This window comes from Lujinxingia vulgaris, from assembly GCF_007997005.1.
Taxonomy (GTDB): Bacteria; Myxococcota_A; Bradymonadia; order Bradymonadales; family Bradymonadaceae; genus Lujinxingia.
Genome location: NZ_VOSL01000043.1, coordinates 145,378 through 171,150, shown reverse-complemented (window position 1 = coordinate 171,150; position 25,773 = coordinate 145,378). Strand labels below are relative to the sequence as shown.

The following is a 25,773-nucleotide window of genomic DNA, read 5'->3' as shown; positions in this document are numbered from 1 at the left end:
TCAGAAGGCCCATCCCAGGGTGAAGTCGAAGCTAAAGAGGCCGTCGGAGTTCATGTAGGCGCGGAGGTTGTCGCGGGCCTGTTGGTCGTAGGCGCCGGGGGCGAAGCTGACCTGGTTGTAGAGCACCCGGCCGTGGGTGACGCCCAGGCGCGCGTTGAGGCCGATCTTAAACTGGGCTTCAAAGCCCACCGCGGCGGTGACCAGGTGGTATTTGACCTGCGTGTCGGAGCTGCTCCCGCCGGCGTAGCTGGAGAAGTCGCCCGAGGCCATGCTGAAGCCGGCGCTGAGGTAGGGGGAGAACCAGCGCGTGGAGGGCAGGTAGGTGGCCTGGGCGCTGCCCAGGATGAAGGACTGGTTGCCGTCGACGTAGCCCAGGGAGGGGTCGTCGGGCTGGTAGTAGAAGTACTGGTCGACAAAGAGCGCGGTGGCCTCCGCGCGCAGGTGGCCGCCTAAGAAGGTGCGGCCGACGAGCACGCCCGGGCCTAAGAAGCGGGCGGTGAAGCCGACCAGCCAGGGTTTGTCGAGGCGGTGGATGTCTTCTTCGCGGCGCGCCAGGATGGCCTCGGCCTGGCGGCGCGTCTGAAGCTGCTGGCGGGCGATGTCGAGATGGCGGCGCGCGCGTTGCTCTTCTTTAAGGCGTTCGATGCGGCAGCGGCGGTTCTGGCCGCAGACCCTGTCGGCGCCGCCGTCGTATGGGGCTTGAGAGGGAGGCGCCACCGTGGTGGCATCGCTCTCGGTGGCCCGGGCCTGTGCCTGTCGCTCGGCGATGGCTTCGGGTGAGAGGCACACCATATCGACGCAGGAGAATCCCTCGGCGCAGTCTTCGTGGAAGGTGCAGCGCGGGCCGTTCTCCGCCGGTTTGTCATCGTCTTTGGCGCCGAAGAGCCCGCTTAAGCATACGGCATGGGCGGCGGGGGCAAGTGAGGCCAGGCCGAGGGTGAACATGGCCATGATCACCAACGCTGATGCGCATTTTAGCAGATGGTTCATGGCGCCTCGGCGGGTTGCTCGTCGGACGTGTTGGATTGCGGGCGTGCGTCGCGCTCAAAATCAAAGCCCGAGGGCCACGCGTTGAGCGCGCCCTGATCGCGGGGCACGATAAGAAGTGAACGCACCGATGGCCAGCTCATGCGGGGGTTGGGGGCGTCGAGCGCGAGGTAGGCCGGGGGCAGGTGCACGGTGCCCAGGATCAGCGCGGTGGCCTCATCGCGGCCCACCCGCTCGGCGTAGCCGCGCGGATGATCCTCCAGCAGCTCGCCAGCCAGGTGGTAGAGCTCTTCAAGCTCCTCGCCGATCGCGGAGTCGGGGGTGGTGCGCATAAAGCGTTGAAGCTCCTCGATCATCAGGCTGAGCCAGCGTTGGCGGCGGGCCTGGTCAGCGGGGGAGTCGCCCCACTCGGCCATCAGGGGCAGCGCGGCGCGGAGCACGCGCGCGAGCTGGGCGTCAGCTTCGGCGAAGAAGGTGGCGCGTCGCCGGGCGGGGATCACCTCCATGATGGCGTCGGGGCGAGGGGCGATGAGGCGAAGGGCGTCGACGAAGGCGGGGGCGTCGTCGAGGAGGAAGGCCGCCAGCGCTTGTGTGGCGTGGTAGCGCGGCCGCCGGCGCGCGTCCCGATCTTCGTTGAGGAGATGTTGCGCCAGACTCTCGGCGACGCGGGGGCGCCCGGCGTCGATGGCCACATCGGCCAGCTCGGCGACGCGCTCCAGGAGCTTGTTGCGAGGCCCGAACTCCTCGAGGATCTCGAAGGTGCGCGCGTCGACCTGGTAGGTGGCCAGCTCGCGCAGCACCTCCTGATAGACGGCGCCCAGGTAGGGGTTTTGGGCGCGGTCGCGGTCACGCAGGGCTTCGCGCGCGGCGCCCAGGAAGGCGTCGGTGCGGCCGCTGCGGCGAAGCGCCGTGACACCGAAGTAGGCGTGGGCCTCAAAGTAACCGGACTGCGGCGGGGGAAGAGGCAGCGCGAGATGGGCAGCTTCGTCGAAGCGGCCCTGAAGCCAGAGCAGGCGCAGGCGAAGGTAGCGCGCGGCCAGGGCGATGGGGCCTTTGAGCTCTTCGCTGAGCAGGCGCAACGCGTCGCTGGCAAACTCAACCTCGCCGGTGGCCATGGCCAGGGAGGCCTGCCTGGCCAGGGTGCCGGGGGAGGGCGCGCGGGCGTTGACGCGCTGGATGTGATGGAGCGCGTCGCGGGCGGCGAGTGTGGCGTGGGCGCGCTCGCGGGCCAGGGCGACGATCTGTTGAGGCGTTTGCGTGCCGGGCGTGCGCTCCAGCCGGCTCAGCGAAAGATCGACGAGGTGTGCGCTCAACGCCTCGTGCAGCTGTGGCAGGTCGGGCCCGTCGGAGATGTCGAGAAGTTCAAGCGCCATGCGGGTTTGATCGGATTCGCGGGCAAGCCAGGTGTGGCTTGAGATATCGCGCGCGCGTTTTCCAAGCGACTCGCACTCCCAGTCGATCGCCACGGCCGCTGGCCGCTCGCCAGGCCAGCGCTCGGTGTGCGCGGGCCAGGTCACCGTGTCGGCCGGCACGTCGGCGGGCTCGGTGTTGAACGCGTCGCGGGAGGTGAGCGTGGTGTGAATGGTGCCGCGGTGCCAGCCGGCGCGCCGCTCGGCGGGGAGGTTGAGGGACTGGCGGATCAGGCGCAGGCGGCGCGTGTCTTCGAGCGCGATGAGGCTTGCGAGCAGGTGCGCGTCGGAGGTCGTATGATGGCCCGCCAGGTCGCCGGAGGCAGTGGGCACGACGCAGGTCGCCAGGTCAATGAGGTCGCGGGCGATGGGATCGAGCTCGCCAGGGGGGCCGCGCTGCACGCGGTGGGCCAGGCGCTGCTCGGCCTGGCTGAGATCGCCCCGGTGGAGGGCATCAAAAGGCCCGAGCGCCGGGTCATCGACGGTGTCGAGGGGGATGCAGGCCGAGAGCAAGAGCGCGGCCAGGGTGAGGCCCAGGCGCGCTGTGGTGATGGTGGGGCGCGGGGTCATCGTTGGCCTCCGCGCGGAGGGGACCAGCCGAAGCTCAGCGTGGGGAGCACCCCGAAGGCCGGGGTGATGCCGCGCTGGCGGCGCTCGAAGTTCGCGGTGAGCAGAAGATCGAATTTGACCTGCAGATCCCACTTCAGGTGCACGAGCACGCCGGGGCCCAGGCCAACGCTCGGGGCGATGCGCTCCTCGGCAAAGAGCACACCGGCGTGAGCGACGAGCTGGGGATCGAAGCGGGTGACGAAGCGATCCCAGAGGAGGATCTTGGCGTAGCCCACAGATGTGCGCACGCCGGCGCTCAGCCACACATCGGGGGCGCGCAGATCGGGGGCCAGGCCGCTCTGCTGCAAGACGGTCTTGCCGGCGCGGGAGAGGGTGCTGTGGAGGCGGAGCACTCGGAGCTCGGCGCCCCATCGCTCGTTGAAGTAGTAACCGGCGTCGAGTCCGTAGCCGGGGCTGTCGTAGAAGTCGTTGCGAATCAGCCAGGTTCCGGTGGCGTGGGCGAAGAAGCGGGCGTCTTTATCGCCGAGGCGATCTTCGACGGTGGGGCGTGCGCTCAGCGGTTGGGCGGAGGAGGTTGATCCGTTGCCGGCCGGGGCGTCCTGAGCATGGGTGGTCGATGCGCTGGCGAGCAGCGCGGCGGTCGCGATGACCAGGAGCAAGGCCGGGCGTAAGGAGGCGTTCATGGCGCCCCCCACTGGCAGGCGTTGGGGGCGTTGAGCCAGGAGCCGTAGGTCAGGCCGTTGCGGCCCTGAAATGCGTTGTCGCAGAAGGCGTCGCAGACCTCGTAGACGACCTCAATGGAGCCTCCATAAAAGTCGTTATAATACGCAAATTCGGTGGTGGTCAGCGCGTAACGAAGGCGCGGAAGTTCGCCGGTCGGCCATTCGAGTTGATGCGCGTTCACGGGGTACTCTCGGCGCCCGGCGATGTAGGTCGTTGGCAGGGGGAGAAGTTGGCAGAGCTTGAGGTATTGCGGGGTTCGAGAGCCGGGAGGCACCGGCAGCTCCAGCTCATAGTTCTCCAGGGGCGGTGTGCTGGTCAGGGGGAAGATGTAGCGGACGGCGGCTCTTAGCGGCGGCTCAAAGTCGCGGCTCTCCAGAGCCTGCCACGGGGTGTTCCAGGACCAGGTGATGCCCGGGTACGAGGCCTCCGAGCCCACGAGCCAGGCGAAGCTGTAGGGGGCGTCGGGAAGCTCCGTGGCTGCGTTGAACGCCTGGAGCTGCGCCAACTTCTCGGGGGTCGCGGTCAGCTGCAGGTTGTTGATGACGACCAGCGTGAGTGCGGAGCGCTCGACCTCGTCGGCCATCGCGTTGCGGCCCTCAGCGAGGATGTCGTTGATGGGGTAGTCGATGCTGGTGGCCTGGTCGCAGCCGGAGGTCGGTTGGCCCTGACGGTCGCGGGGGTAGTAGACCCCGAGCTCGCGCACGGGTTTTTGTTCCTCGGCGAACTCGCTGAGGATGGTCTGGCGCACCGCGTCGACGATCTGCTGGCAGCGACCGGCGTTGGTGACCTGAAGATCGACCAGAAAGGCGATGTGCGTGGGATGACGAATGGCCTCGATGCTGTGGTCGAGCTCGGCGACGTGGAGCACGGGGCCGGGCTCCAGGCGCGCAACGATGTGGCGCGCGGGCTGGTCGGAGCGCCGGGGGCGCACGGCCATGCATGGAGGGTTGTCTGTCCAGCTCTGGGGTAGCTCAACCCGATCGCTGAGGCGTTGCCACCCCTCGGCCGGAGGGCTTGCGCAGGGGGCGTCGTCTTCGCCGGGTTGCGTATCGACGAGAACCCACTCAAAGGTGCGGCGGTGCGGAAGGTTGATCGCCGAGAGGACATCGAAGAGGCCGGCGTCGGCGAAGCGGTTGTTGGCCGTGGCGACCGGTGCGATCTCGAAGCTTGCGGTGATCTGCTGAGGCCGCACAGGTGCCGAAGGGATGGGACCAAAACGTTTGTGTGTGGCGCGCAGGGCGGTGCCGTTGCCCGGCGGGCTCCAGAAGCCGGAGACCTGGTATTGCAGGCAGAGGTAAAGGCGATCGCAGGCGAAGGGCTCCGAGGGCATGGGCGCGTCGCTCAGATCGATGGGTTGAAGTTCGCCATCCTCCCAGAGCTCGTAGGTCAGGAGCTCGGGGTCGGCGACATCAGCGATGCGCCATACCAGGTAGGTCAGGTCGTCATGTTCGGAGTAGACAGCCTGCAGGGCGCGGGGGGCGTAGGGGCTGGTCTCGAAGTCCACAAAGGAGCACGACCCGGCACCGAGCGCGGCGCCGAGGGTGAGAAGCAGGATGTGCAGGCGATAGAGGGCCAAGCGCGAGCTCCGACCGAACAGAAAAAGGGACGGTCTCGGGCTCAGCAAGGCTTATGCCAGCGCGGAAATAGGGGCTCCGAGACGATGTCACATCGGGAGGCACCCTAGCCGAAAGGCAGGCAAAGCTCCAGCCGCCGCGCAGGGACGCGGCGGCCTGATTTCAGGGGACTTCCGGGTGTTCAGGGAGAGGACTGGCGGTTGATGCGCTCGGCGACAACGACCGCGTCGACGATCGACCAGATGTGCACGACCCAGCCCAGGAGCACCAGCCACAGGAGGATGCAGAGCACCATCATGATGATGCCTTTGCTGACCTCGCCATTGTAGATCTGGCCGGTGCCGCAGAGGATCAGACTGAGCAAGAGCGCCATACCCGGTTGATGCTCGGGCTGATCGAGGGCATTGGCCTGGCTGAGCGCGAGCTCGCCGCCGCCGGCCGGGGCCAGGGCGGTGGAGGGGCGCGGGACAGCAAAGCCGAAGGGCGAGCTCTCGGGTTGAGCGTAGGAGGTCGCCTCATAGCCGGTGCAGGAGACGACGGTGGCGCGCTGGTTGGCGAGCGGTTTGGGCTCACAGCTGGCGGCAGCGTCGACGATCACCGAGTTGGTGTCGCAGCCGGCGGTGGCGGTGGTCGAGAAGCGCTCGGGCGAGCGCAGGCCGCCATCATAGCCCTCGCGGTGCGAGAGGGTGGGGCGGTCGCGACGCGAAGAGACCACGCCATAGTCCAGCCAGGCTTCGCGGGAGGTGCCGGGAGGCGGCGCGAAGTCGGGTTGTGCGCGTTCTGCGGGGGAACGCCCGGCCTCGGGGTAGCGCTGCAGCGGCGCATCGGAATGCTGCCGTGGTGAAAAAGCCGGAGCTTCGGCGGCGTCATCGAGGGTTGCGCCGAAGGGGGAGCGCGCCGGATCGACGGGCGTCGGCGCCGGCTGTGAGGGCGACGCAGCAGAGCTCGGCGTGGGGGCCGGATTCTGGGCCGGCGTGCGGCCCGCGGCGATATCGGCGGCCGCCTCCAGCTCCTGCCAGCTCGGGTCGGTCTGCTGGCGAGGCGGCGGCGCGTGCAGGTTCTGGCCGTTGGGCACCTGGTAGTAGAGGTTACCGTCGGCGTCGCTGTCGAGCTCGAGCACCCCCTCTTCGAGAAGTTGATTGAGCAGGCGATTGGCCTCCCTCGAAGGGATCCCGAGGTAGTAGGCGACCGAGGCGGTCGTGATCCGGGCGTCGGTCTCAAAGGCCATCTTCAAAATGGCTTGTTCAAATCGCTGCACTTCCATGGGGCGCCACCCTCTTGGTTACCACATCACCAGTGAACGAAACGGGCCGGGAAGCCTGCGCGCTCACTCTTAGAACCATCGTAGCGAGGCGAATTGTTCCCAACAAGCCAGGCTGCGAGCATGCATAGACTATGCCGCCGGGTGTCTCGGGGTGAGTGCGTGGCTTCTATGGGCCGACGTACCCATCACGATCACCCTGTTCCTAAAACTAAGCAGTGCCTCACCACATTCAACGCTCCTCCCGACCTCTTCGACGGGCAGGGGTGAGCTGGCCAGAAAATGAGCGATGGGGCGAAGGTTTAAGTCGACGCGAGGGTCGGCCGCGTGGGTGGGCACGACCACCCGCGGGCTGAGCGCGCGGCACCACTCCCAGGCCTGGGCGCTTCCGATGGTGAAGTAGCCGCCCACCGGCACGATGAGGAGGTCGATGCGCCTTGCTGCGCGCAGTGCGTCGAGGTCTCCCTGGCGAGGGCTGTGGCCAACGTCTCCCAGGTGAACGAGGCGCCTGCCGGACACCTCCACGCTGAGGATGTCGGTCGTGCCGCCGCGCCGTCGGCCGCCGTACTCGTCGTGAAAGACCCGGGTCCGGGCGATGGTGAAGGGGCCGAGCTGGCCGGTCTCTATGCGGGGAGCCGGGTGGATGAGGGCGTCGAGCGCGGCGTGATCGTCGTGCTCGTGGGTGACGACGACCGCGTCGAAGGTGTCGTCGATGGGAGGCAGGGCCATCTTCCCGCCAAAACCTCCCGGGCGGTAGGGATCGATGAGCAGGCTGTGATCACCGGCGCGGAGCCCGAAGCAGGCGTGTCCGTACCAGGTCAGCGTGAGGGGCGTCGGGTTCATGGCTGCGGGGCGCCGGCAGGCGATGTCGACCCGACGAGGTTGCGATCCACCCAGCTTGCGAGGGCCTGGCGCGCGAGGGGAGGGAGCGCTTCGATCGTGAGCGCGAGCAGGGCCGCATCGCTCCATGCGGCGGCCGCCGCGGGGGCTACGAGCACCTCGCTCTTTTCGGCCAGGGCCCGGGGCTGAGTCTCACTGCGATCGATCGTCAGCGGCGAAGGATCGCGGTAGTCGCGGGCCAGCGACCAGCCGCGGGTCGGAGCGCGTTCCGGGGACGAGGTGTGGCGCTGCGTCTGAGCCGAGGTCGGCTCGGAACTCGCGTCATCGCGCGACACGCCTGCGTCGTCGTGGCCCGTGGTCACGGTGTGCGCCAGGCTGCGAGCCGTGGCCTCGGCGTGGCTGGCCTCGACGACCGCCTCGCCATCTTCGAGCGCCACGTCGGTGCGGGCCGGGGCGACGCTCTTATTGGCCATCACGTCGGGGCGCGCCGCTGCGGCGCCCGGTGAGGTCAGCGCGGCGTAGAGGACATGGTCGTCGGCGCTGAGTTCGTCGGGCAACGCGGTGTTGCGGGCTTCTTTCGGCAACTGCGCGTCGCCGCCCTCCCGAGGCGCCGGAGGTTCGAGAAGTCCCAGAAGTTGGCCCTGGGCGTCGAAGATCGCCCAGCGCTCGTCGGCACGCTCAACCCGCCAGTGGCCAGGGAGTTCGGCGACGTCGTCGCTGACCCACCCGCTCTGAGCCTCCTCGCCACCGAAGGTCGAGGCGCGCACCTGATCGCCCTCACCGAAACGCACTCGCCCCACCGGGCGCAGCGCGCTGTCGTAGATACGCACCTGCTTTGAGCGCAGCCTCACCTTCATGAGCGCGCCCTCGGGGCCGTCAAAGATCAGGCGTTTTCCGCGGGTGGTGTACTGCTCGTAGAGCGCATCGCCCGGCACGAAGCGGTTGGGCTCGGGGGGCTGGCGCATGCACCCGCTTAAAAGCAGCAGGGCGCCGGCCAGACCCACGATCAGCCCTCTTCTTCGTCGGGGGCGGCGATGGTGATGTTTCGGTTCTGACATAGCTGGTCGAGGAGTCCGTTGATGAAGCCCGGGGTACCCTTATCGCCAAACTCTTTGGCGAGCTCCACACAGGCGTTGATCACCACCAGCGGCGCCGTCTCTCCTTCCAGGAGCTCGCTGACTCCCAGGCGAAGCAGGTTGCGGTCGACCGCGGCCATGCGTTCGATGCGCCAGCGCGGGCTGAGGATTCGAATCTCCTCATCGATGCCGGCCAGGTTGTCGATCACCGCGTGCACCCGCGCGACCACCAGATCCCAGTAACGGGCCGGGTGATCGTCGGGCTCGGCCAGGGTGGCGCGAATGGTCTCCAGCGCGTGCCGGGCCTCGTAGCCCGAGACGTCGATCGCGTAGAGGGTGCGCAGCGCCGCTCGGCGCGCGCGTCGTTGCTTGTCGATCATGGGAAAATCTCGTTTAGCCTGAGAGCGCGTCGTAGAGGTTGACCATCTCCAGGGCGGCCATAGCGGCCTCGACACCCTTGTTACCAACTTTGGAGCCGCTGCGCTCCACGGCCTGGTCGAGCGAGTCGCAGGTGATCACACCGAAGCTCAGCGGCACCTCGCCATCCATCGCCAGCTGTCCGATGCCCTTGGTGGCTTCCGCAGCGATGTAGTCGAAGTGCGGTGTAGAGCCGCGAATGAGCACTCCTAAGCAGATGATCGCGTCGACCTTCAGCGTGCGTTTGACGCGCGCGGCGGTCATCGGCAGCTCAAAGCATCCCGGGCAGCGCACCACGGTGATGTCGTCTTTGTCGACGCCGTGGCGCACAAGCGTGTCGATCGCGCCGCTGAGAAGTTGCTCCGAGAAGAAGGAGTTCCAGCGCGAGGAGACGATCGCAAAACGCTTGCCCTGGCCGTGAAAGCCACCTTCGATGGTGTTGGTCATAACATAATCCTTTTTAAATTCAACCGCTTAGCCCGCGATCAGCGGGAGCGGGCGGGGATGGGGATCTGGTTGACGATCTCGATGCCGAAGCCGTCGGAGCCGACGATGGTCTTGGGGCGGTTGGTCATCACTTCGACCTTGCCGCAACCGGCGTCGCGCAGGATCTGGGCGCCGATGCCCAGCGAGCGCAAGATCTGGCGCGGCTGATTCACCTGGCGGGCCTTCTCGGCTTCGCTGAGCTCTTCGGTGGCTTTGTGCACGTAGCGACGCACCAGATCGGAGGCGCGGGTGGCGGGCTTGTCCAGATAGACAATCACGCCGGTGCCGGCTTCACCGATGGCCTGCATGCAGTCGCCGAGCAAGGAGGCGCTCTCGCTCTCGTCTTTCAAAAAGATGTCGAAGCCGTCGACGCGGGGCTGCACCCGCACCGGGGTGGGGGTCTGGGCGTCGGGGGTGCCGCAGATAAAGCAGAGGTGTTCGGCGTCATCGACGCGGCTGCGGTAGACGCGCACCTTCCAGTCGCCGGGAAACTCGGTGGGGAGCTCGGTCTCTTCGACGACTTCGAGCAGCGACTCGCGCTGCAGCCGGTAGGTGATGATGTCGCTGACCGAGAGGAGCACCATGTTGTGCTCTTCGGCAAAGCGCTCCAGGTCGCTTAAGCGCGCCATGGTGCCGTCGGGGTTCATGATCTCGCAGATCACGCCGGCGGGCTTGCTGCCGGCCAGGCGAGCCAGGTCGACGCTGCCCTCGGTCTGGCCGGTGCGTACAAGCACGCCGCCGTCGCGGGCGCGCAGCGGGAAGATATGCCCGGGCATCACGATGTCGTGGCGGGTTGCCCCGTCTGCCACAGCGGCCTCGATGGTGCGGGCGCGGTCGGCCGCCGAGATGCCGGTGGTCACACCCTCGGCCGCCTCAATGCTGACGGTAAAGGCGGTGCCAAAGGGGCTGGTGTTGCTGTCGACCATCATCGGGATGCCCAGCGTCTCGATCTGGTCGGGGGTCAGCGTCAAACAGATCAGCCCGCGGCCGTAGGTGGCCATAAAGTTGATGGCCTCCGGGGTGACCTTGTCGGCGGCCATGACCAGATCCCCTTCATTTTCGCGCTCTTCGGCGTCGAGCAGGATCACCATCTCACCATTAGCGATGGCTTTGAGTGCTCGTTCTACCCGAGCGATTGCGGCGTCAGACATCGGCGCTACCTCCAGAAAGGATCATTGAAATCCGAAACGTGCGAGCTTCTCCAGGTTCAACCCGCCGGTGGCGTCGGGCTCGACGAACTTTCGGACATATTTGCCCAGCACGTCGGCCTCCAGGTTGACCCGCTGACCGACGGTGTAGTCGGTGATCTTGGTCTTGTCGGATGTAAAGGGGATGATCGCAAGGCCAAAGCGCGAACCATCGACGGAGTTGACCGTCAGGCTGACGCCGTCGACGCAGACCGAGCCCTTGTCGATGAGGTAGGGCGCGACCTCCGGGGGGGCTTCGACCTCAAAGAGCCAGGCGTTCTTCTCTTTGCTGCGCTTGCGAATGACCCCCACGCCATCGACATGCCCGAGCACCAGGTGGCCGCCGAGGCGATCGCCAACCCGCAGCGCGCGCTCCAGGTGTACCCTGTCGCCGATGCGGCGATCGCCCAGCGTGGTCTTGCGCAGCGTCTCGGGGCTGGCGTCGACGCAGAAGCCATCGCTGGTGAGCCGGGTCACGGTCAGACACGCCCCGTCGACGGCGATGGATTCGCCCAGCTCGATGGTGCTTAAGTCAAACGTCGTGGCGAGGGTGAGCTCCCAGTTCTCGCCAGCCTGGCGTTTGGCGCGAACTTCGCCGAGATCGGCGACCAATCCGGTAAACATCGTTTAAGCCTCGTCGAAGATCGAAGGGAGCTGTGCGCGGCGCTCCGCCGGCACTTCGCCATGAAGGAGCAGGTCGTCGCCCAGACGTTCGAGTGCCGGGGCGCTCAGGGTGACGGCGTCGTTCATAAGCTCAAAGCCGCGGCCGCCAAGGGGCGAAGGTCCGCCTCCGCCCACGACCTTCGGGGCCACAAAGGCGTAGGCATAGTCGACAAGCCCGCGGTCAAAGAGCGCGCCGTGAAGCGTGGCGCCGCCCTCGACCAGCACGCTCAGCAGATCGCGGGAGGCGATGGTGCGCAGCACATGCTCGAGATCGAGCCCACCCGAGGCATCGCGCGCCACGTGGATCACCTCCACGTTGGGACGAGCCATCAGCGCTTCGGCGCGCGTCGGGTCGGCGTCGTCGGCGCAGAGCACCATCGTGGGCGCGTCGGAGTCGTCGAGGTTGTAGATCGCAAGGTCCGGGGTGGAGCGCAACGAGGTGTCGAGCACGAAACGCACCGGGTCGCGACCGCCCTCGATGCGGCAGGTCAGGCGAGGGTTGTCGGCCAGCAGGGTGCCGGAGCCGATGAGGATGGCGTCGAGGCGGTCGCGGAGCTGATGCACCCGCTCCCGCGCCGGCTCGTCGGTGATCCAGCGGGAGTCCCCGGTGCTTGACGCGATCTTCCCGTCCAGGGTCATCGCCCACTTGGCCACCGTCCAGGGCATGCCCGTGGTGATGTGTTTGAAGAAGGGCGCGTTGAGCGCGCGCGACTCCGCGTCGAGCACGCCCTCCACAACCTCGATGCCCGCGTCGCGCAGCCGGCGCACACCGCGCCCGCTGACCTTCGGGTTGGGATCGATGGTGCCCACGACCACCCGCGCGATCTTATGGCGGATGATGGCGTCGGAGCAGGGCGGGGTGCGGTTGAAGTGGCTGCAGGGCTCCAGGTTGACGAAGAGCTCGGCGCCTTCGACGTCGCCGCCGGCGTCTTTGATGGCGGCGATCTCGGCGTGATCTTCGCCGGCGCGCACATGGTAGCCACGCCCGATCACCTCGCCATCGCGTACGATCACACACCCGACCATCGGGTTGGGCCGGGTGCGACCTTCGGCACGTCGGGCGAGCTCAATGGCCTGGGCCATGTACTCGCCATCGGTGGGCTTCTGCAAAGACGCTGCCATGGGATCTCAGTCCTTCGTCGCCGGCTCGTCGGTGTCGCCATCGGGTGGCGAGGGGTGACGGTCGCGTTCAAATCGGTCGAGCTCTCGCAGCTCGTCGAGAAACTCGTCGATGTTATTAAACGCGCGGTAGACGCTGGCGAATCGAATGTAGGCCACCGGGTCCAGATCGCGCAGCTCGGTGGTGATCGTCGAGCCGATCCAGTCGCTGGTCACCTCGCGCGCACCCAGCTCCAGCATGCGCTCCTCGAAGCGGTCGACGACCTCCTCGATCTGCGCCACCGAGATGGGGCGTTTGCTGCAGGCCAGGCGAAGGCCGCGCTCGATCTTCTGACGGTCGTACTCCTCGCGGGTCTCATCGCGTTTGACGACCTGCGGGAAGGCCTCCTCGATCTGCTCGTAGGTGGTGTAGCGCCGCTCGCACTGCAGGCATTCGCGTCGACGGCGGATCGCCGCGCCTCCGCGAGCCTGGCGGGAGTCCACGACGCGATCTTCGAGGTGGCCACAGAAGGGACAGCGCATAACACGTCTGCGAAAAGAGGATCAGGAGTCGGTGTCGCCGCGAGCTTCGAGCTCGGTGATGCGGGCGACCCGGCGGCGGTGGCGCCCGTCATCGCCCGGATCAAAGGGCGTGGTCAAGAAGGCTTCGATGCACGCCTTTGCCATATCGGGGCCTGTGAGCCGGGCGCCCAGGCATAACACGTTGGCGTTATTATGCTGGCGGGAGAGGGCGGCCTGCACCGGGTTGGTGACCAGGACGGCGCGGATGCCGTCGATCTTGTTGGCGGCGATGGACATGCCCACGCCCGACCCACAGATCAGGATCCCCAGCTTCGCCTCCCCGCGCGCGACCACGCGCCCGACCCGCTCGGCAAAATCCGGATAGTCGACCGAGGCGCTGTCGGAGGGGCCTAAATCGCGCACCGACTTTTGCTGCGAGTGCAGCCAGGCGCAGAGATCGGCTTTGAAGTCGACACCGGCGTGATCGGCGGCGATCGCCACGTCGTCGATCTCCACCGCCTCACTCGGCTCGCCGCGAAGCGGCTCGATCAGCGCCACCAGCTCGCCGACGGTTCTTACCGACTCCAGCGCGTCTTCGGGAAGCTCGCCCAGCCCGAAGACCTCCTCAACGCGCCAGACCAGGTTGACCACATCCAGGCTGGTCACGCCCAGATCTTCGGCGAAGCGGTCGTTGGGGCCAATCTCTTTTGCGGGGATCTCGAAGACCTCCGAGATCACCTCGATCACACGCGCTAAGGTCGACATAAGTTTCCGGGCGTTACGACGTCATGAGCCAGCGTTGACGCCATGTCTGCTGCATTGAGAGCACCCTGAGCTGCGTTGCAAATCCTCGACCATGCTAAAGCATCGCCTGCGCTTTGCGCCTCGCTCACGTCACTCTCAATCTCGCATTCAAAGGCGTCACCATTGCCTCATGGCGTTAAACGCAGCGCGCCGGTAAACCCGCCCCCGATCAACATTCGGGCGGGATCACCGGCGACAGCTGCTTCATCATCTTCAGGTCCGACCAGGTCGGTGTGCGGGATCAGTACTGCTCCCACACCTCAACAACCTGCTCTTCGCCGTAGAAGCCGCAGTCGGCGCAGGCGCGGTGCGAGCGCTTGGGCGCGTAGCACTGCGGGCAGCGCTGCAGCTTGATGGCGGTGAGCTTGTCGTGGTTCGCGCGACGCGAGCGCGTCTTGGCCTGGGACTTACGTTTCTTGGGCACAGCCATGGTAGCCTCCTCTCATGCTTCTTGTCTGGCGCAGGCTCCCAGCCCTTGCCTTCATCAAAATTGCCTTAAAGCCGCCAACATCAGTCGGGGCCGGGGTCACTTATTCGTTGTCGTCGTTCTTGAGCTTGATCTCGCGCAACTTCGACCAGCGAAGATCGATGGAATTGGCCTCATTGGCCTCCACCGTCTCTTCTCCCACGTGCGCCTCGAAGGCCGCGTCGCACGACGCTTTATCCTCCTCGGGGCACCGCGCAAAGGTGGGGAGCTCCAGAACCACGGCTTCGACGATCAACGGGCGGAGGTCAATGACCTCTCCCTCGTAGAAGCTCACGTCGAGGTCGTCGGCACTTAGCACGATCTCTTCGCGATCGCCATAGGCCTCCTCCCACGAAGCGCGAGACATCAACACAAACTCCACCGAAGAGTCAAGCTCGAAGCGCCGCTCCCGCATGCAACGGCCACATTCGTAGCTCAGCGCGCCCTCTACCTCGCCATGAAGACGCACCGTGGTCTCGATGAGCTGGGCGCTTAAGTCGACCTTAAAGGGCACGTCGTCGGCGGGGCGAAACCCGGTGGACTCCAGCCCTTTCTTAAGCCACTCAAGCTCCTCAATCGGGGCTTCAAAACTCAGCTCGATCGGCTCGCCCTGAAAATCCAGGAGATCGAGCTCAAAGTTAGCGCTGTTCATCGGGGGCCTCGGATGGTCTCAGGTGATGATCGATCGCGCGTTGCCCGCGGGCGCCGCGCGAAGGGCGGACCTTGTACCGATGGTGTGCACCGGCGTCAACGCGCTTGCTCTAACCGGTCACACTGGCGCACCATTTCGCTCAACCTGGCCGCTGGCGGCCCACCATGCACTCTGCTCAGGAGAGAGCCCATGACAGATAACGCAACTTCGAGAAGACGCGTCGTCGGGTTGTTATTCATGCTTGTTGGTGCGGCGGTGCTGGTCGTGGGGTGCGCCGCGCCGCGCGCCTCGGTGCGGGATGTGGAGTTTCGCTCGCTGAATTTGAGCGGACTTAACTTCGGATTGATCTTCGATCTGGCCAACCCCAATGAGTACGCGTTGCCGCTGCGGGAGGTGGACTGGCGCGTCGACCTCTTCTCGGCGTATCTGGCCAGCGGCAGCGCGCGCCCCGACCAGCGCATCCCGGCCAAAGGCAGCGCGCGGGTCGATGTGCCGGTGTCGGTGCGTTTTGCCGAGGCGCAGCAGAGCGCCTCGCGCATCATTCGCGAGCCGGTGATCCCCTGGCAGGTCTCCGGGGCCTGCCACTTTGAGACGCCGATCGGCTCCATCCCGGTGAGCTTCAACGACGCCGGGCAGTGGGATAACCCGCTGGTACGTTGAGACCGATGTTTTGAGTCGGGCCATGAGCGGAGCCAGAAGGGGCGTTCTTCAGAGCACGCCCTCATCGCGCAACTTGCGCAACTCTTCTTGAAGGCGGTGGGTGGCGAAGTCCACGCGACGCATACGTTCGCCATACTCGGGGTGGCGTCCGGCGAAGAAGGCGTGGGCGTTGAGGTAGACGAGGTAGCCGGCCATCGCCACGTTGCCGCGCGCCGCATGCGCGTGCAGCGTCTCAATGGTGTCGTGGGTGTTCTTAAAGGCGCGCTCGGCCAGAGATTCGGCCAGGGCCACGGCGTCTTCACTCAAGAGGTCGGCGGCCTGGCCCCAGCGCTCTCCGCGCCGGTCGCGGTGCTTGCGAGCGAAACGCTGGCGGGTGGCCTCATCGCGCCAGCGGCGGCTGGCGTCGTAGAGCGGCGAGTAGAAGTCGGGGGTGCGATGCACGATGTCGGCGTAGAAGGTGTAGAAGTCGCTCAACTCTTTATCGAGCGCATCGCGCAGCTGGCGCACCCGGCGCATCTTCCACCACTGCTCCAGGCGTCGGCCAAGGTCGCCGCTGACAAAGGCGCCGAGCACGGCCGCCGCGTCGAGGTTGCCGATGCGGTCGACGTCGAAGATCGCCGAGCCCCGCTCCGATAGACCCAGCGAGGCACCCCAATCGCCGCCGCTCCGGGTGTCCCCTCGCAGCGCGCGCCGCTGGCGCGCTTCCTGGTGCGTGGGCACGCCGCTCCCGGCGCGGCGCAGCACCGGGAGGTTATCGTCGTCGGCCTCCACCGGCTGTGCGCCGCCCGGATCAACCTCCAGCAGCCGGCGATCCTCATAGCTGAGCGCCGGAAGCTGGCGGCGGCTCCCCACCTCACGATGCTCCGAGAAGAACTCGCCAATGGCCTCCAGGCTGTCTTCCAAAAACGCGTCGTAGCTGCCGTGGCCAGCCACCAGATCTTCCAGCCGCGACCACGCCCCGAAGATCGCGTCTTCGGTGGAGGGCAATAGGTTGTGGTGGTGCATCAGCTCCAGCGCCCAGCTCGACGCGCCCAGATCCCAGTACACGTCAAAGATCGACACCCGGGTGTTGCCCACCGGCCTTGAGACGCGCAGCGCCTGGCGCAGCTGGGCGCGCTCGACGGCGCGGCGGCGCTGGCGGGTGGCCTGGGTGACCCCGCCGCCGGCTAGCAGCACCAGCGTGGTCAGTATGGCCCAGGTGATCGGTTCCATGATGTCCTGTGGCGAGCAAAAGGGCGGGGCGGTGGCGGCTTCAACCAGAAGCGGGGCGACGCGGCCCCGAGCGTAAGGCGCGCGATGATGTCACCGAGGCTCCGGTGCTGTCAAAACGTCCGGCGCCGTGTGGCGGGTTGACGTGGTGGCGGTGCGGCACCATCATCCTCGCCACTCTGCACCCCGGCGAGCGCGTTGAACGCAGACGCTCGCGGGTGCAACCCCCGGGTACGATGTCGATGGTGCGGCGCCTCCTTTTCCGGGAGGCCGACAGGTGATCAGCAGTGCGAGCAGTCGGTACGTCTCAGAGCGCGGCGGCGCATCCCTATCGGGCCGGCGCGCTCCTGCGGGCGAAGCTCGCTTTTGCCCTGACGCTGGCGGCCCTGTCTGCGGGATGCGCGACCTTCCGCAGCCCCTCGCCGGTCTGCCTGGCCGGCGCCCAGCTCGACAAAAGCGGCATCTGCCGCAACCAGGTCACCCCCGAACATAAGATCCCCTTTCGCGCGGGTTATAGCGCCGAGGTCACCCAGGGGTTTCACGGCTACATCAGCCATAAAGAAGATCTGGCGTTCGCGGTGGACTTCGCCTGCGAAGAAGGCACTCCGGTGGTCGCCTCGCGCGACGGGGTGGTCTGGTCGGTGCGCGGCGACTCCAATATGGGCTGCTCCGATCCGGAGTGCGTGGAGGAGGCCAACTACGTCGTGCTCGACCACGGCGATGGGACCTACACCTCCTATTACCATCTGCAGCATTTCGGGGCGTTGGTGCAGCCTGGCGAGCAGGTCTGCGCCGGGCAGATCGTGGGGCTGTGTGGCAACACCGGCTTCTCCAGCGGCTCGCACCTGCACTTCGCCCAGACCAACCTCGCCGGTGTGACGCTGCCGGTGCGATTTGAGGAGGCGCGGCGCATGGGCTACGCCTTTCCGCTGCCGCGGGCGACGTATGCCTCGCGCAACGATCTGTCGCTGACGTGTGACGATACCGACTACTCCACGCTGCCGCGTGATGCCTTCGCCCATCAAGGGATCTTTCTGGAGCAGCGACTTCCCACGGTGCTGGAGCTCGGCGCGGGGCTCGCCGGGCAGCGCATCAAGGGGGAGTACCGGGGGCGTTTTCCGAACATCACGATTCACCGCCGCGCGGTGGGCTCCGACCAGTGGGAGGAGACGTGTGTGCCGGTTGATAAGCGCGGCCGCTTTGACGCGCTGCTGCCCTGGGCGCCGGGGGAATTCGGGGCGGGCTATTATTTCTTCATGATCACCGGCAGCGACGCCGAGTGCGGATCGCCGGGCTGGGCCTGGTCCTACCGCGTGCGCGTCGACCGGCCCTGAACCTCATCGCTTCTTTCATCTTTTTTCATCGTGCGCGCGCTCGCGCTCAAGGATCGCCATGTCTGCTCTGAACAACGTCCACTCGCTGATGGTCTCGATGATGCGCGCCGGTCGGGGGCTCTTTGTGAGCTCGTACAACCGCGAGAACCCGCCGCGCCCGGCGCAGCCGCTGGAACTCTATGAGTTTGAGGGCTGCCCTTACTGCCGCAAGGTGCGCGAGGCGATGAGTGAGCTCGACCTGGAGTTTATCGATCGCACCTGCGCGAAGAACGACGAAGTCAAGCGAGCGCGCGCCGTCGAGCTCAGCGGCAAGGCGCAGTTTCCGCTGCTTGTGGATCCCAACACCGACACGGTGCTTTTGGAGTCGGAGGCGATCATCGAGCATCTGCACCAACACTACGGTGATGGCCGCGGGTTTCTCGACAAAGCTACGAGCTTTCCCAGCACGGTGGCGGGCTCCATGGCCACGATCGTGCGCCCGAAGGGCATCCGCGTACGCCCGGGCCTGGAAGCTCGTCAGCAACCTGAGTCCACGCTCGTCCTCTACAACTTTGAGGCCTCGCCATTTTGCCGAAAGGTGCGCGAGGCGCTCAACGAGCTCAACCTTGACTACCACGTCAAAAACGTCGCCAAAGGCTCCGCGCGTCGCCCCGAATTTCGCGAGCTCTCGGGGCGCATGATGGTGCCTTACCTCATCGATCCCAACCATGACGTCGCGATGTTCGAGTCCGACGACATCGTCGCCTACCTGCAACAAACCTACGGCGCCGACGCCTGAGCCGGCGTCTTAGGGGGTGAGCGCTCCTTGCCCCTGTTTCGGGGCTGGGCTACACCTGCCCCGCTGCGTCCTCCGCGGCCCGTGCGGAGGGCGCGCCCCTCTGCGTATCAGCTGGATTCAACCCCGACTTTTTCCAAACGAGCCCGAGCATGTCCGATTTTCGTCCCGATCAGATCGAGCCCAAGTGGCAGGCCTTCTGGCAGAAGAACAAGACTTTTAAGGTCGAAGAAGACCTCTCCAAACCCTCTTTCTTCGTGCTCGATATGTTTCCCTACCCCTCGGGATCCGGGCTGCACGTGGGGCACGTTGAGGGCTACACGGCCACCGACATCATGGCGCGATTTAAGCGCGCGCGGGGCTTCGATGTGCTGCACCCGATGGGCTGGGACGCGTTTGGCCTTCCGGCCGAGCAGCACGCCATCAACACCGGCACCCACCCGCGCGACACGACCGTCAAGAACATCGAAACCTTCAAGGGCCAGCTCCAGGCGCTGGGCTTTGCCTACGACTGGGATCGGGAGATCAACACCACCGACCCGGACTACTACCGCTGGACGCAGTGGATCTTCCTCAAACTCTATGAGCAGGGGCTGGCGTACATCGCCGAGGTTCCCGTGAACTGGTGCCCGGCGCTGGGCACCGTTCTGGCTAACGAAGAGGTCATCGACGGGCGCAGCGAGCGCGGCGGCCACCCGGTGATCCGCAAGCCGATGCGCCAGTGGATGCTCAAGATCACGGCCTATGCCGAGCGCCTGCTCGAGGATCTGGAGATCATCGACTGGCCGGAGCACCTCAAAGACATGCAGCGCAACTGGATCGGGCGCTCGCAGGGCGCGGAGGTCGACTTCAAGGTCGACGCCGGCTCCGCCAACGGGCTCGACGCCAACATCCGCGTCTTCACCACGCGCCCCGACACCCTCTTTGGCGCCACCTACATGGTGCTCGCGCCGGAGCATCCCCTGGTCGATGATCTGGCCAGTGAGGCGCAGCGCGAGGCGGTCGACGCCTACCGTAAGGAAGCCGCGACCAAGAGCGAGCTGCAGCGTACCGAGCTGCAGAAAGAGAAGAGCGGCGTGTTCACCGGGGCCTACGCCATCAACCCGGTCAACGGCGCGCGCATCCCGATCTGGATCGCCGATTATGTGCTCTACGGCTACGGCACCGGCGCGATCATGGCCGTGCCCGGCCACGATGAGCGCGACTGGGAGTTTGCAAAAGCCCACGGCCTGGCGATCGTCGAGGTGATCTCCGGCGGTGACGTCACCGAGGCCGCGCATACCGGTGACGGCGAGCTTGTGAACTCGGACTTCTTGAGCGGTATGAAGGTCAAGGAGGCCAAGAAGAGCATCATCGCCTGGCTGGAAGAGCGGGGGCTGGGGCAGGGGACCATCAACTACAAACTTCGCGACTGGCTCTTTAGCCGCCAGCGCTACTGGGGTGAGCCTTTCCCGATCCTGCATCGCGAAGATGGCGAGGTCGTGACGCTGCCCGAAGAGCAGCTCCCGCTGAGCCTGCCGGATGTGGAGCGCTACCAGCCCAGCGGCACCGGTGAGTCGCCGCTGGCGACGATTGAGGACTGGGTCAACACCGTCGACCCGCGCGACGGCACCCCGGCGCGCCGCGAGACCAACACGATGCCCCAGTGGGCCGGCTCCTGCTGGTACTACCTGCGCTACATCGACCCCAAAAACGACGAAGCCCCGGTCGACCCCGAGAAAGAAAAGCGCTGGATGCCCGTCGACCTCTACGTCGGCGGTGCGGAGCACGCCGTGTTGCACCTCTTGTACGCGCGCTTCTGGCATAAGGTGCTCTACGATATCGGCGTCGTCTCCACCAAAGAGCCCTTCCAGCGGGTGGTCAACCAGGGGATGATCCTGGGGGTGACCTACCAGTATTTCAAAACCCCCGCTGGCGAGCCGGTGAGCTTCAAAGAGGTCGGCGACCGCCAGGACCTCTCGCCGGCCACCATCCCGGCCGACAAGGTTCTCTGGAAGAACGACGTTCCCTTCCACCCCGAGCACGGCGTGGAGCTTGAGGAGATCGTCGAAAAGATGTCGAAGTCGCGCGGCAACGTCGTCAACCCAGACGACGTCATCGCCGAGTACGGCGCCGACAGCCTGCGCCTCTACGAGATGTTCATGGGACCGCTGGAGCAGACCAAGCCCTGGAACTCCCGCGGCGTCAGCGGTGTGCACCGCTTCCTCTCGCGCATCTGGCGCCTGGTCGCCGGCGATGAGGGCCTGAGCACGACGATGGTCGATGGCGAGCCCAACGATGAGACGCTGCGCCAGCTGCACCGCACCATCAAAAAGGTCACCGAAGACACCGAGGAGCTGCGCTACAACACCGCCATTGCCGCGATGATGGAGTACGTGAACTTCCTCTATAAGCTCGACACGGTGCCAAAGAGCGCGGTCGCCCCGCTGGTGCAGATGCTCGCGCCGTACGCCCCGCACACCGCCGAGGAGCTCTGGGAGCGCCTGGGGAATGAGCCCTCCGTCATCAACGCGCCCTGGCCCTCGTTTGAGGAGACGTGGCTGGAGGACGACTCCTATGAGCTGGCCGTCCAGGTGATGGGCAAGCTGCGCGGGGAGATCACCGTGCCCAAAGACGTCGACGAGGAGGCCGTCGTGAAGCTCGCGCGCGCCAACCCGAAGGTCGAGGAGCACCTGACGGGTAAGACGATTCGTCGCGTGATCTTTGTGCCGGGTCGGATTCTGAACTTTGTGGCGAATTGAGGCGAGCGGTGCGGGCGTCCGGGAGCCTGTAGCGGGCGCCTGACGACCTTCGAGGTGAGCGGGCAACGAAGGCGAGAAGCAAGCTCAACGAAGTTAAGTGATGAACAAAAAACGCCGGCGGCCGAGAGGTCGCCGGCGTTTTTGTTGCGGCGCTTGTGGCAGGAGTCCGGGCGAGCGATGGTAATGTCGGTGAGCCCTCGATCTGGAAAGAAAGTCTGGATCATTGACGTTGTCAAAGTAGTGCGTGGAGACGTGCGCGTGCCTAGTTTTACGTACAGAGCGATCGGGTATCACGGATGCTCCGAAGAGAAGGCCCTCGTGGTGAGTCAACAAGGCACGTGGCCGCCTTCGAACAAGGGTTGGTTGGGTCCGGGCATCTACTTTTGGGATAACGACAAGAAAACGGCCGGGTGGTGGGCGACACGTATCGTCGACGACCAGGCTCCCAGGGTCATTAGAGCCGAGATCGATCTGAGCGATTGCCTTGATCTGACCACCGTGTTTGCTCAGAACGCTTTGCGAAAAGTGGCACGTTCGATCGCACCTTCTAAGAGAAGCGAGGCAGCCCTTCAAAACCTGGAGGCTCGCGGATTCACGCGAGACGGTGCGCTGGTCCACTTGACCCAGGAGGCGTTGAAAGTCGCCGGCCGGCCGCCTGTAAAGGGCGTACGGATTGCGGTACATTTGAAGGAGGGGAACGATACGGCGCAGTCGGTGGGAACTCAGTTGGTCGCGGGGTTTCGTATGGTGATCGTCGTTTTTGACCCTTCTATCATCAAAAAGTGCGAGGTTTGCGATGGCGCGTGACTTAGAACAAGATCTCGAACAAGCGTTGGAGGTTATCGACTCTGCGTCGGAGGATTGGATTGTCTCTGCATTGCACTCCTACGGGGCTGAGTTGTCGGAGCAGCCCGAGGGGCCGGTTTTGGGACAAGGTTTGAATCGCTTGTCCGCATCGGAACCCGGATTTGCAGCGGTTGTAAAAGATCACTACGAGCGTCACTCGACCCTCAATGAAATGATCGCTCAAAGGGCGTCGACGCTCCTTGAGCTCGCGACAGTCGCGACGTGGAGCGAGGTGATGTTCCTCCACGAGCAGGACGTATCCACTCATCTAGCTGCCATGTGTTTACGGAATGTTCCGATGGAGCGGTTCATGAGTACGATTTTTCATGAGAGAGTGGCTATGAACCGAGAGACGGTCGACCATAACGCTGCCGACAGGCGCGACGTTGTCCAGGTTCGGATGGCGCGTAGGAACCCCTCGGACGACGCTGATGAGGTTTATGCCTGATGGATAATGACTACTTGAGTCCGATTCAGCTCATAGGGACTTCGCTTCGTGAGCTTCATTTTAAGTTTTCGGAAGAACGAGGGAGTTTTGACCTGAAAGAACTCGACTACAAACTATCGCTCCAGGGAGGCGTCGGGATTGATGAGTACGATCCTAATGAGGCGATTACAACGTTTCGAGTTGAAGTGGAGTGGGTGGAGGGGGACGGGCCTTTCGAGTTGCGTATTGAATATGCTGCGATCGCCAGGCAGGACGGAAGTTTAAGTCGTGAGGTGTTCGAGAAGCAGTGTCGGCTCAGCATCATGTCGGCGATTTTGAGCTATATGAGACCTATGATCTCCAGGCTTATGGACGAGGCTGGCGAGTCGTTTCGCTTGCCACTCATTGACCTTCGTCAGTTGGCCTCCAGCTCGAGTCAAAGCGACGATTCGTAGAAGGTGGTCGAGCGCAACGCGTTTCCTGTCGAGTTCCCAACGACCTGGATGGTGAGCTCAACGAAGCCAGAAGATGAACAAAAAACGCCGGCGGCCGAGAGGTCGCCGGCGTTTTTTGTTCAGGGAAAAGGCTAAATCGTGAGATCGAGCGCCGTGCACGCGTTTTGGGAATTCAAAACACGAGATCGGGCGTCGGGGAGGCGTTTTGTATTGGAGAGCACGCGAGCTTGCGTGTCGGGGACGTGTTTTGAATCGGAGCGTACGCGAGCTTAAGTGTCGGGGACACGGTATCGTTCGTGACGTTCAATCCACACATCGCCGCGGCGTCATCATTGGTGCGTCGCAATGCGCAAACCCATTCGGGGTCGGCTATCCTGCTAGCTTCGCCTGAAGCAATCCGGCAATCGTATCATCCATGCCATCCGGGAGAGCTCCCCGGGCGTTCTTCAGCGCACGCTCGGCCTCGTCATACGCGTCTTCGGACATCGACGTGAAGGTCTGATTGGCTTGTCTGCACCAGGAACGCAGTGATTGCAGGGCATTCTCGGGAGATGTTTCTGCAATGCGCAAAAGGTAGGCGATCCGTGTCCAGATCGGGAGACGCCGCAAAAGGTGCATCGCAACGCGCCGCGTGTGTGCAAGCGGGGCATGCGCGTAGAACTCCCAGAGAGCGGGACCATCGAGGTGGTTCGGAGTTGTGCCAAGGGCGTCGCGCGCTGCCGCAGCGACGCTGGCGACCGGATCGTTTAGCATCGCGACGAGCGTTTCATGGTGGTCGAGTACGGCGTCGAGTCGCGTGATTGCCTTGATCGCGAGCCGCCGCGTCTTGGAGTGCTCGGAGCTCAGGTAGGTCGCCATACAGGCGGCATCGTCGGGCGTACCGACTTCGCTCAAGCCCTGGAGTCCGAGCGCGCGTTGAGAGGGGGCATCGCTGGCTAAAGCGTGACGATACAGATCGCGAATCTCGTCGAGCGTGATGGTGCCTGAGTGCAGCAGGTGGAATCTGGCGACTCCGCGCACGGCGGCGTTGCGGTCGATGAGCGCGGCGTGGAGCACCTCGTCGGCAATCGTGGGGCAATGTTCGGCGATGGCGCGGAGGGCCGCGCGGCGCACAACATAATGAGGGTCACCGAGCGTGCGCTCGCAGAAGGACTGGAGGGTGGCCCCGCTCATCACTTCGGGCGCGTGTTCCACAGCGCGAAGGCGCAGAGCCAGGTCGCGCGACGTGACTGCGAGAAACTCGGCCCTTTCCGCGACTTCGTCCGTGGCTCGCAGCGCCAGCCTAAACGCCTCTCGCCGCGTTATGCGGGAGTCGCTTTCCATCGCATTAAGCAGGCAGGAGGCGTGGTCCGGGGACGTCAAAAGCCTGTGAATGGAGTCGACGATCGCGTGAACGTCGCTGTAACGCTCGTGAGCGCTCGCGAGGCGAACAACCCCGGTCAGCGCGTTCGCGAAGTGAGGCGCGTAAGCGCCGGTGATGCGCGCGCGCAGGGCTTCGAGCGCAGGCGCGCGAACCTCGGGTACCCAATCCAGCGCGCGTAGCATGATGAAGGGAAGTTCTTTCCCGTTCCGGGACCTCGCCAGCGGGCGAAGCACCGCTTCGCGATTGTAGCCGGAGGGGTGCATGCTAAGCAGTCCCCAGAACAGGGTGATATGGGGCGCGTTGAGGCTTTCTAGCTCTCGGAGAAGCGTTTCATCCAATCGCCAGCTCGGCCATATATAGTGGATATAGCCGCTACGCACCCACCGAGAGAATGCGGCCAGATCGTCGAGCGGAATCCGCGCCATCAACTCACAAACAGCTTCGGCGGTAGCCAGATTATACGCTCGATCGTCTGGCCTCATTCGGTAGATTAGAGCTCGAACGATTCCGGGTTCGCCAGCTTGCACCAGTTGACGTAGCACTGCGTGCCGTGTGTCTGTGAAGGCAGCCAGTCGAACGAGTCGTAGGATGCTCCTTGTTTCGCTCGGTTTATAGACAGGCAGCCGTTCTAGTAACTCGGCACTGTGAGGGGAGATGGTCCAGGATTTCATAAGGCACCGGATAGCAAGCTTCTAAAACGCGCGTATTTCCTACCATCACGAAACTTTGCAGAGCGGTCCAGTCGCCCGACATTTGATGCATGCATACCAACCACGGAGGAACCCCATGCTCGGACTTCGCACCGTCATCTACCCCGTCGACGATCTTAAAGCCGCCACCGCCTGGTACATTCAGGCCTTCGAGACCACCCCCTATTACGAAACCGAGCATTACGTGGGCTTTGATGTTCACGGCTACGAGCTGGGGTTGATGCCGGCCGAGGGCGATCTTGCGCCTTCGCTCGGTGGCTCTGAGACCTTATGGGGGGTGGAGGATATACAGGCGTCGTTTAAGCGCTTGATCGAGCTCGGGGCCACCTCGCTTGTGGAGCCTTGGAACACCGGTGAGGAGATCTGGGTGGCGTCGCTGGCCGATCCTTTCGGGAACCGACTGGGGTTGATTTATAACCCGCATTTTCGGGTGCCCCAGGTGCCGAGCGCGCACGAGCTGGAGGGGGGCGCCCCGGAAGCCTGAGCGGCGACGGTGAGGATCCAGGGTGAGTGGTTTA

At 65.0% G+C, this 25,773-nt stretch carries 26 protein-coding genes and 1 pseudogene; 8 read left to right on the top strand and 19 right to left on the bottom strand.

What is annotated here, in order from left to right; translation table 11 throughout:
* From FRC96_RS09190 to FRC96_RS09120, 17 genes and pseudogenes are all read right to left on the bottom strand, one after another.
* Nucleotides 1-990, bottom strand: a complete 990-nt coding sequence (locus FRC96_RS09190) for a hypothetical protein (RefSeq protein ID WP_146974194.1) — start codon at nt 988-990, stop codon at nt 1-3.
* Nucleotides 987-2,966, bottom strand: a complete 1,980-nt coding sequence (locus FRC96_RS09185) for a hypothetical protein (protein WP_146974193.1) — start codon at nt 2,964-2,966, stop codon at nt 987-989. Before FRC96_RS09185 ends, FRC96_RS09190 begins: the two co-directional genes overlap by 4 nt.
* Nucleotides 2,963-3,649 carry a hypothetical protein gene (locus tag FRC96_RS09180; protein WP_146974192.1) on the bottom strand — a complete coding sequence of 229 codons (687 nt, stop codon included), beginning with the start codon at nt 3,647-3,649 and terminating at the stop codon, nt 2,963-2,965. Before FRC96_RS09180 ends, FRC96_RS09185 begins: the two co-directional genes overlap by 4 nt.
* Nucleotides 3,646-5,265: a hypothetical protein gene (locus FRC96_RS09175; RefSeq protein WP_146974191.1), complete on the bottom strand. Its 1,620-nt coding sequence runs from the start codon at nt 5,263-5,265 to the stop codon at nt 3,646-3,648. The genes FRC96_RS09180 and FRC96_RS09175 overlap by 4 nt, the downstream gene beginning before the upstream one ends.
* 179 nt (nt 5,266-5,444) lie before the next feature.
* On the bottom strand, nt 5,445-6,527 hold the full coding sequence (locus tag FRC96_RS21985; RefSeq protein ID WP_230470061.1) for a hypothetical protein: 1,083 nt from the start codon (nt 6,525-6,527) through the stop codon (nt 5,445-5,447).
* Between the two features lie 129 nt (nt 6,528-6,656).
* Entirely contained in the window at nt 6,657-7,367 is a 711-nt protein-coding gene (locus tag FRC96_RS09165) for an MBL fold metallo-hydrolase (protein WP_230470060.1), read from the bottom strand.
* The gene (locus FRC96_RS21980; protein WP_230470059.1) at nt 7,364-8,368 is read right to left on the bottom strand and encodes a hypothetical protein; all 1,005 of its coding nucleotides are present in this window, start codon (nt 8,366-8,368) and stop codon (nt 7,364-7,366) included. Before FRC96_RS21980 ends, FRC96_RS09165 begins: the two co-directional genes overlap by 4 nt.
* A 2-nt stretch (nt 8,369-8,370) precedes the next feature.
* Nucleotides 8,371-8,820 (bottom strand): transcription antitermination factor NusB, encoded by a 450-nt coding sequence (gene nusB, locus FRC96_RS09160; RefSeq protein ID WP_146974189.1) that lies wholly within the window; start codon nt 8,818-8,820, stop codon nt 8,371-8,373.
* A 13-nt stretch (nt 8,821-8,833) separates the two neighbouring features.
* On the bottom strand, nt 8,834-9,304 hold the full coding sequence (ribH, locus tag FRC96_RS09155) for a 6,7-dimethyl-8-ribityllumazine synthase (protein ID WP_146974188.1): 471 nt from the start codon (nt 9,302-9,304) through the stop codon (nt 8,834-8,836).
* 38 nt (nt 9,305-9,342) lie between these two features.
* Nucleotides 9,343-10,494, bottom strand: coding sequence for a 3,4-dihydroxy-2-butanone-4-phosphate synthase (gene ribB, locus FRC96_RS09150; RefSeq protein WP_146974187.1), 1,152 nt, complete (start codon nt 10,492-10,494; stop codon nt 9,343-9,345).
* Nucleotides 10,495-10,515: 21 nt separating this feature from the next.
* Complete coding sequence (locus FRC96_RS09145; RefSeq protein ID WP_146974186.1) at nt 10,516-11,154, bottom strand: riboflavin synthase; 639 nt, start codon at nt 11,152-11,154, stop codon at nt 10,516-10,518.
* 3 nt (nt 11,155-11,157) lie between these two features.
* Nucleotides 11,158-12,315 (bottom strand): bifunctional diaminohydroxyphosphoribosylaminopyrimidine deaminase/5-amino-6-(5-phosphoribosylamino)uracil reductase RibD, encoded by a 1,158-nt coding sequence (ribD, locus tag FRC96_RS09140; RefSeq protein ID WP_146974185.1) that lies wholly within the window; start codon nt 12,313-12,315, stop codon nt 11,158-11,160.
* Nucleotides 12,316-12,321: 6 nt separating this feature from the next.
* Nucleotides 12,322-12,834: a transcriptional regulator NrdR gene (gene nrdR, locus FRC96_RS09135; RefSeq protein WP_146974184.1), complete on the bottom strand. Its 513-nt coding sequence runs from the start codon at nt 12,832-12,834 to the stop codon at nt 12,322-12,324.
* Nucleotides 12,835-12,855: 21 nt separating this feature from the next.
* On the bottom strand, nt 12,856-13,314 hold the full coding sequence (gene rpiB / locus FRC96_RS22745; RefSeq protein WP_349632750.1) for a ribose 5-phosphate isomerase B: 459 nt from the start codon (nt 13,312-13,314) through the stop codon (nt 12,856-12,858).
* A 57-nt stretch (nt 13,315-13,371) separates the two neighbouring features.
* Nucleotides 13,372-13,578, bottom strand: a pseudogene (locus FRC96_RS22740) (acyl carrier protein); the annotation flags it as partial.
* Between the two features lie 280 nt (nt 13,579-13,858).
* Nucleotides 13,859-14,047, bottom strand: coding sequence for a 50S ribosomal protein L32 (gene rpmF, locus FRC96_RS09125; protein ID WP_111727862.1), 189 nt, complete (start codon nt 14,045-14,047; stop codon nt 13,859-13,861).
* Between the two features lie 100 nt (nt 14,048-14,147).
* Entirely contained in the window at nt 14,148-14,735 is a 588-nt protein-coding gene (locus FRC96_RS09120) for a YceD family protein (RefSeq protein ID WP_146974182.1), read from the bottom strand.
* Nucleotides 14,736-14,924: 189 nt separating this feature from the next.
* On the opposite strand from FRC96_RS09120, the gene FRC96_RS09115 reads away from it, so the two are divergent.
* The gene (locus FRC96_RS09115) at nt 14,925-15,395 is read left to right on the top strand and encodes an LEA type 2 family protein (protein ID WP_230470058.1); all 471 of its coding nucleotides are present in this window, start codon (nt 14,925-14,927) and stop codon (nt 15,393-15,395) included.
* Nucleotides 15,396-15,443: 48 nt separating this feature from the next.
* Here FRC96_RS09115 and FRC96_RS09110 read toward each other — a convergent pair whose 3' ends face one another.
* Nucleotides 15,444-16,607, bottom strand: a complete 1,164-nt coding sequence (locus tag FRC96_RS09110; RefSeq protein WP_146974180.1) for a hypothetical protein — start codon at nt 16,605-16,607, stop codon at nt 15,444-15,446.
* Nucleotides 16,608-16,891: 284 nt separating this feature from the next.
* Between FRC96_RS09110 and FRC96_RS09105 the strand changes: the two genes are divergently transcribed.
* The 6 genes from FRC96_RS09105 to FRC96_RS09080 all read left to right on the top strand — a co-directional run bounded on the left by FRC96_RS09105 (nt 16,892) and on the right by FRC96_RS09080 (nt 23,182).
* Nucleotides 16,892-17,938, top strand: a complete 1,047-nt coding sequence (locus FRC96_RS09105) for a M23 family metallopeptidase (protein ID WP_146974179.1) — start codon at nt 16,892-16,894, stop codon at nt 17,936-17,938.
* A gap of 58 nt (nt 17,939-17,996) precedes the next feature.
* A complete protein-coding gene (locus tag FRC96_RS09100; protein ID WP_230470057.1) occupies nt 17,997-18,716 on the top strand; it encodes a glutathione S-transferase N-terminal domain-containing protein in 720 nt (239 codons plus the stop codon).
* Nucleotides 18,717-18,865: 149 nt separating this feature from the next.
* On the top strand, nt 18,866-21,454 hold the full coding sequence (gene leuS / locus FRC96_RS09095; protein ID WP_146974178.1) for a leucine--tRNA ligase: 2,589 nt from the start codon (nt 18,866-18,868) through the stop codon (nt 21,452-21,454).
* A gap of 318 nt (nt 21,455-21,772) precedes the next feature.
* Nucleotides 21,773-22,261: a hypothetical protein gene (locus tag FRC96_RS09090; RefSeq protein ID WP_230470056.1), complete on the top strand. Its 489-nt coding sequence runs from the start codon at nt 21,773-21,775 to the stop codon at nt 22,259-22,261.
* On the top strand, nt 22,251-22,748 hold the full coding sequence (locus tag FRC96_RS09085; RefSeq protein ID WP_146974176.1) for a hypothetical protein: 498 nt from the start codon (nt 22,251-22,253) through the stop codon (nt 22,746-22,748). The genes FRC96_RS09090 and FRC96_RS09085 overlap by 11 nt, the downstream gene beginning before the upstream one ends.
* Entirely contained in the window at nt 22,748-23,182 is a 435-nt protein-coding gene (locus tag FRC96_RS09080; protein ID WP_146974175.1) for a hypothetical protein, read from the top strand. Before FRC96_RS09085 ends, FRC96_RS09080 begins: the two co-directional genes overlap by 1 nt.
* Nucleotides 23,183-23,551: 369 nt before the next feature.
* Here the strand turns inward: FRC96_RS09080 and FRC96_RS09075 are convergent, their stop codons facing one another.
* Nucleotides 23,552-24,970, bottom strand: coding sequence for a hypothetical protein (locus FRC96_RS09075; protein ID WP_146974174.1), 1,419 nt, complete (start codon nt 24,968-24,970; stop codon nt 23,552-23,554).
* Between the two features lie 361 nt (nt 24,971-25,331).
* Here FRC96_RS09075 and FRC96_RS09070 point away from each other — a divergent pair, with 361 nt between their 5' ends.
* Nucleotides 25,332-25,739, top strand: a complete 408-nt coding sequence (locus tag FRC96_RS09070; protein ID WP_146974173.1) for a VOC family protein — start codon at nt 25,332-25,334, stop codon at nt 25,737-25,739.
* Nucleotides 25,740-25,773: the final 34 nt, after the last annotated feature.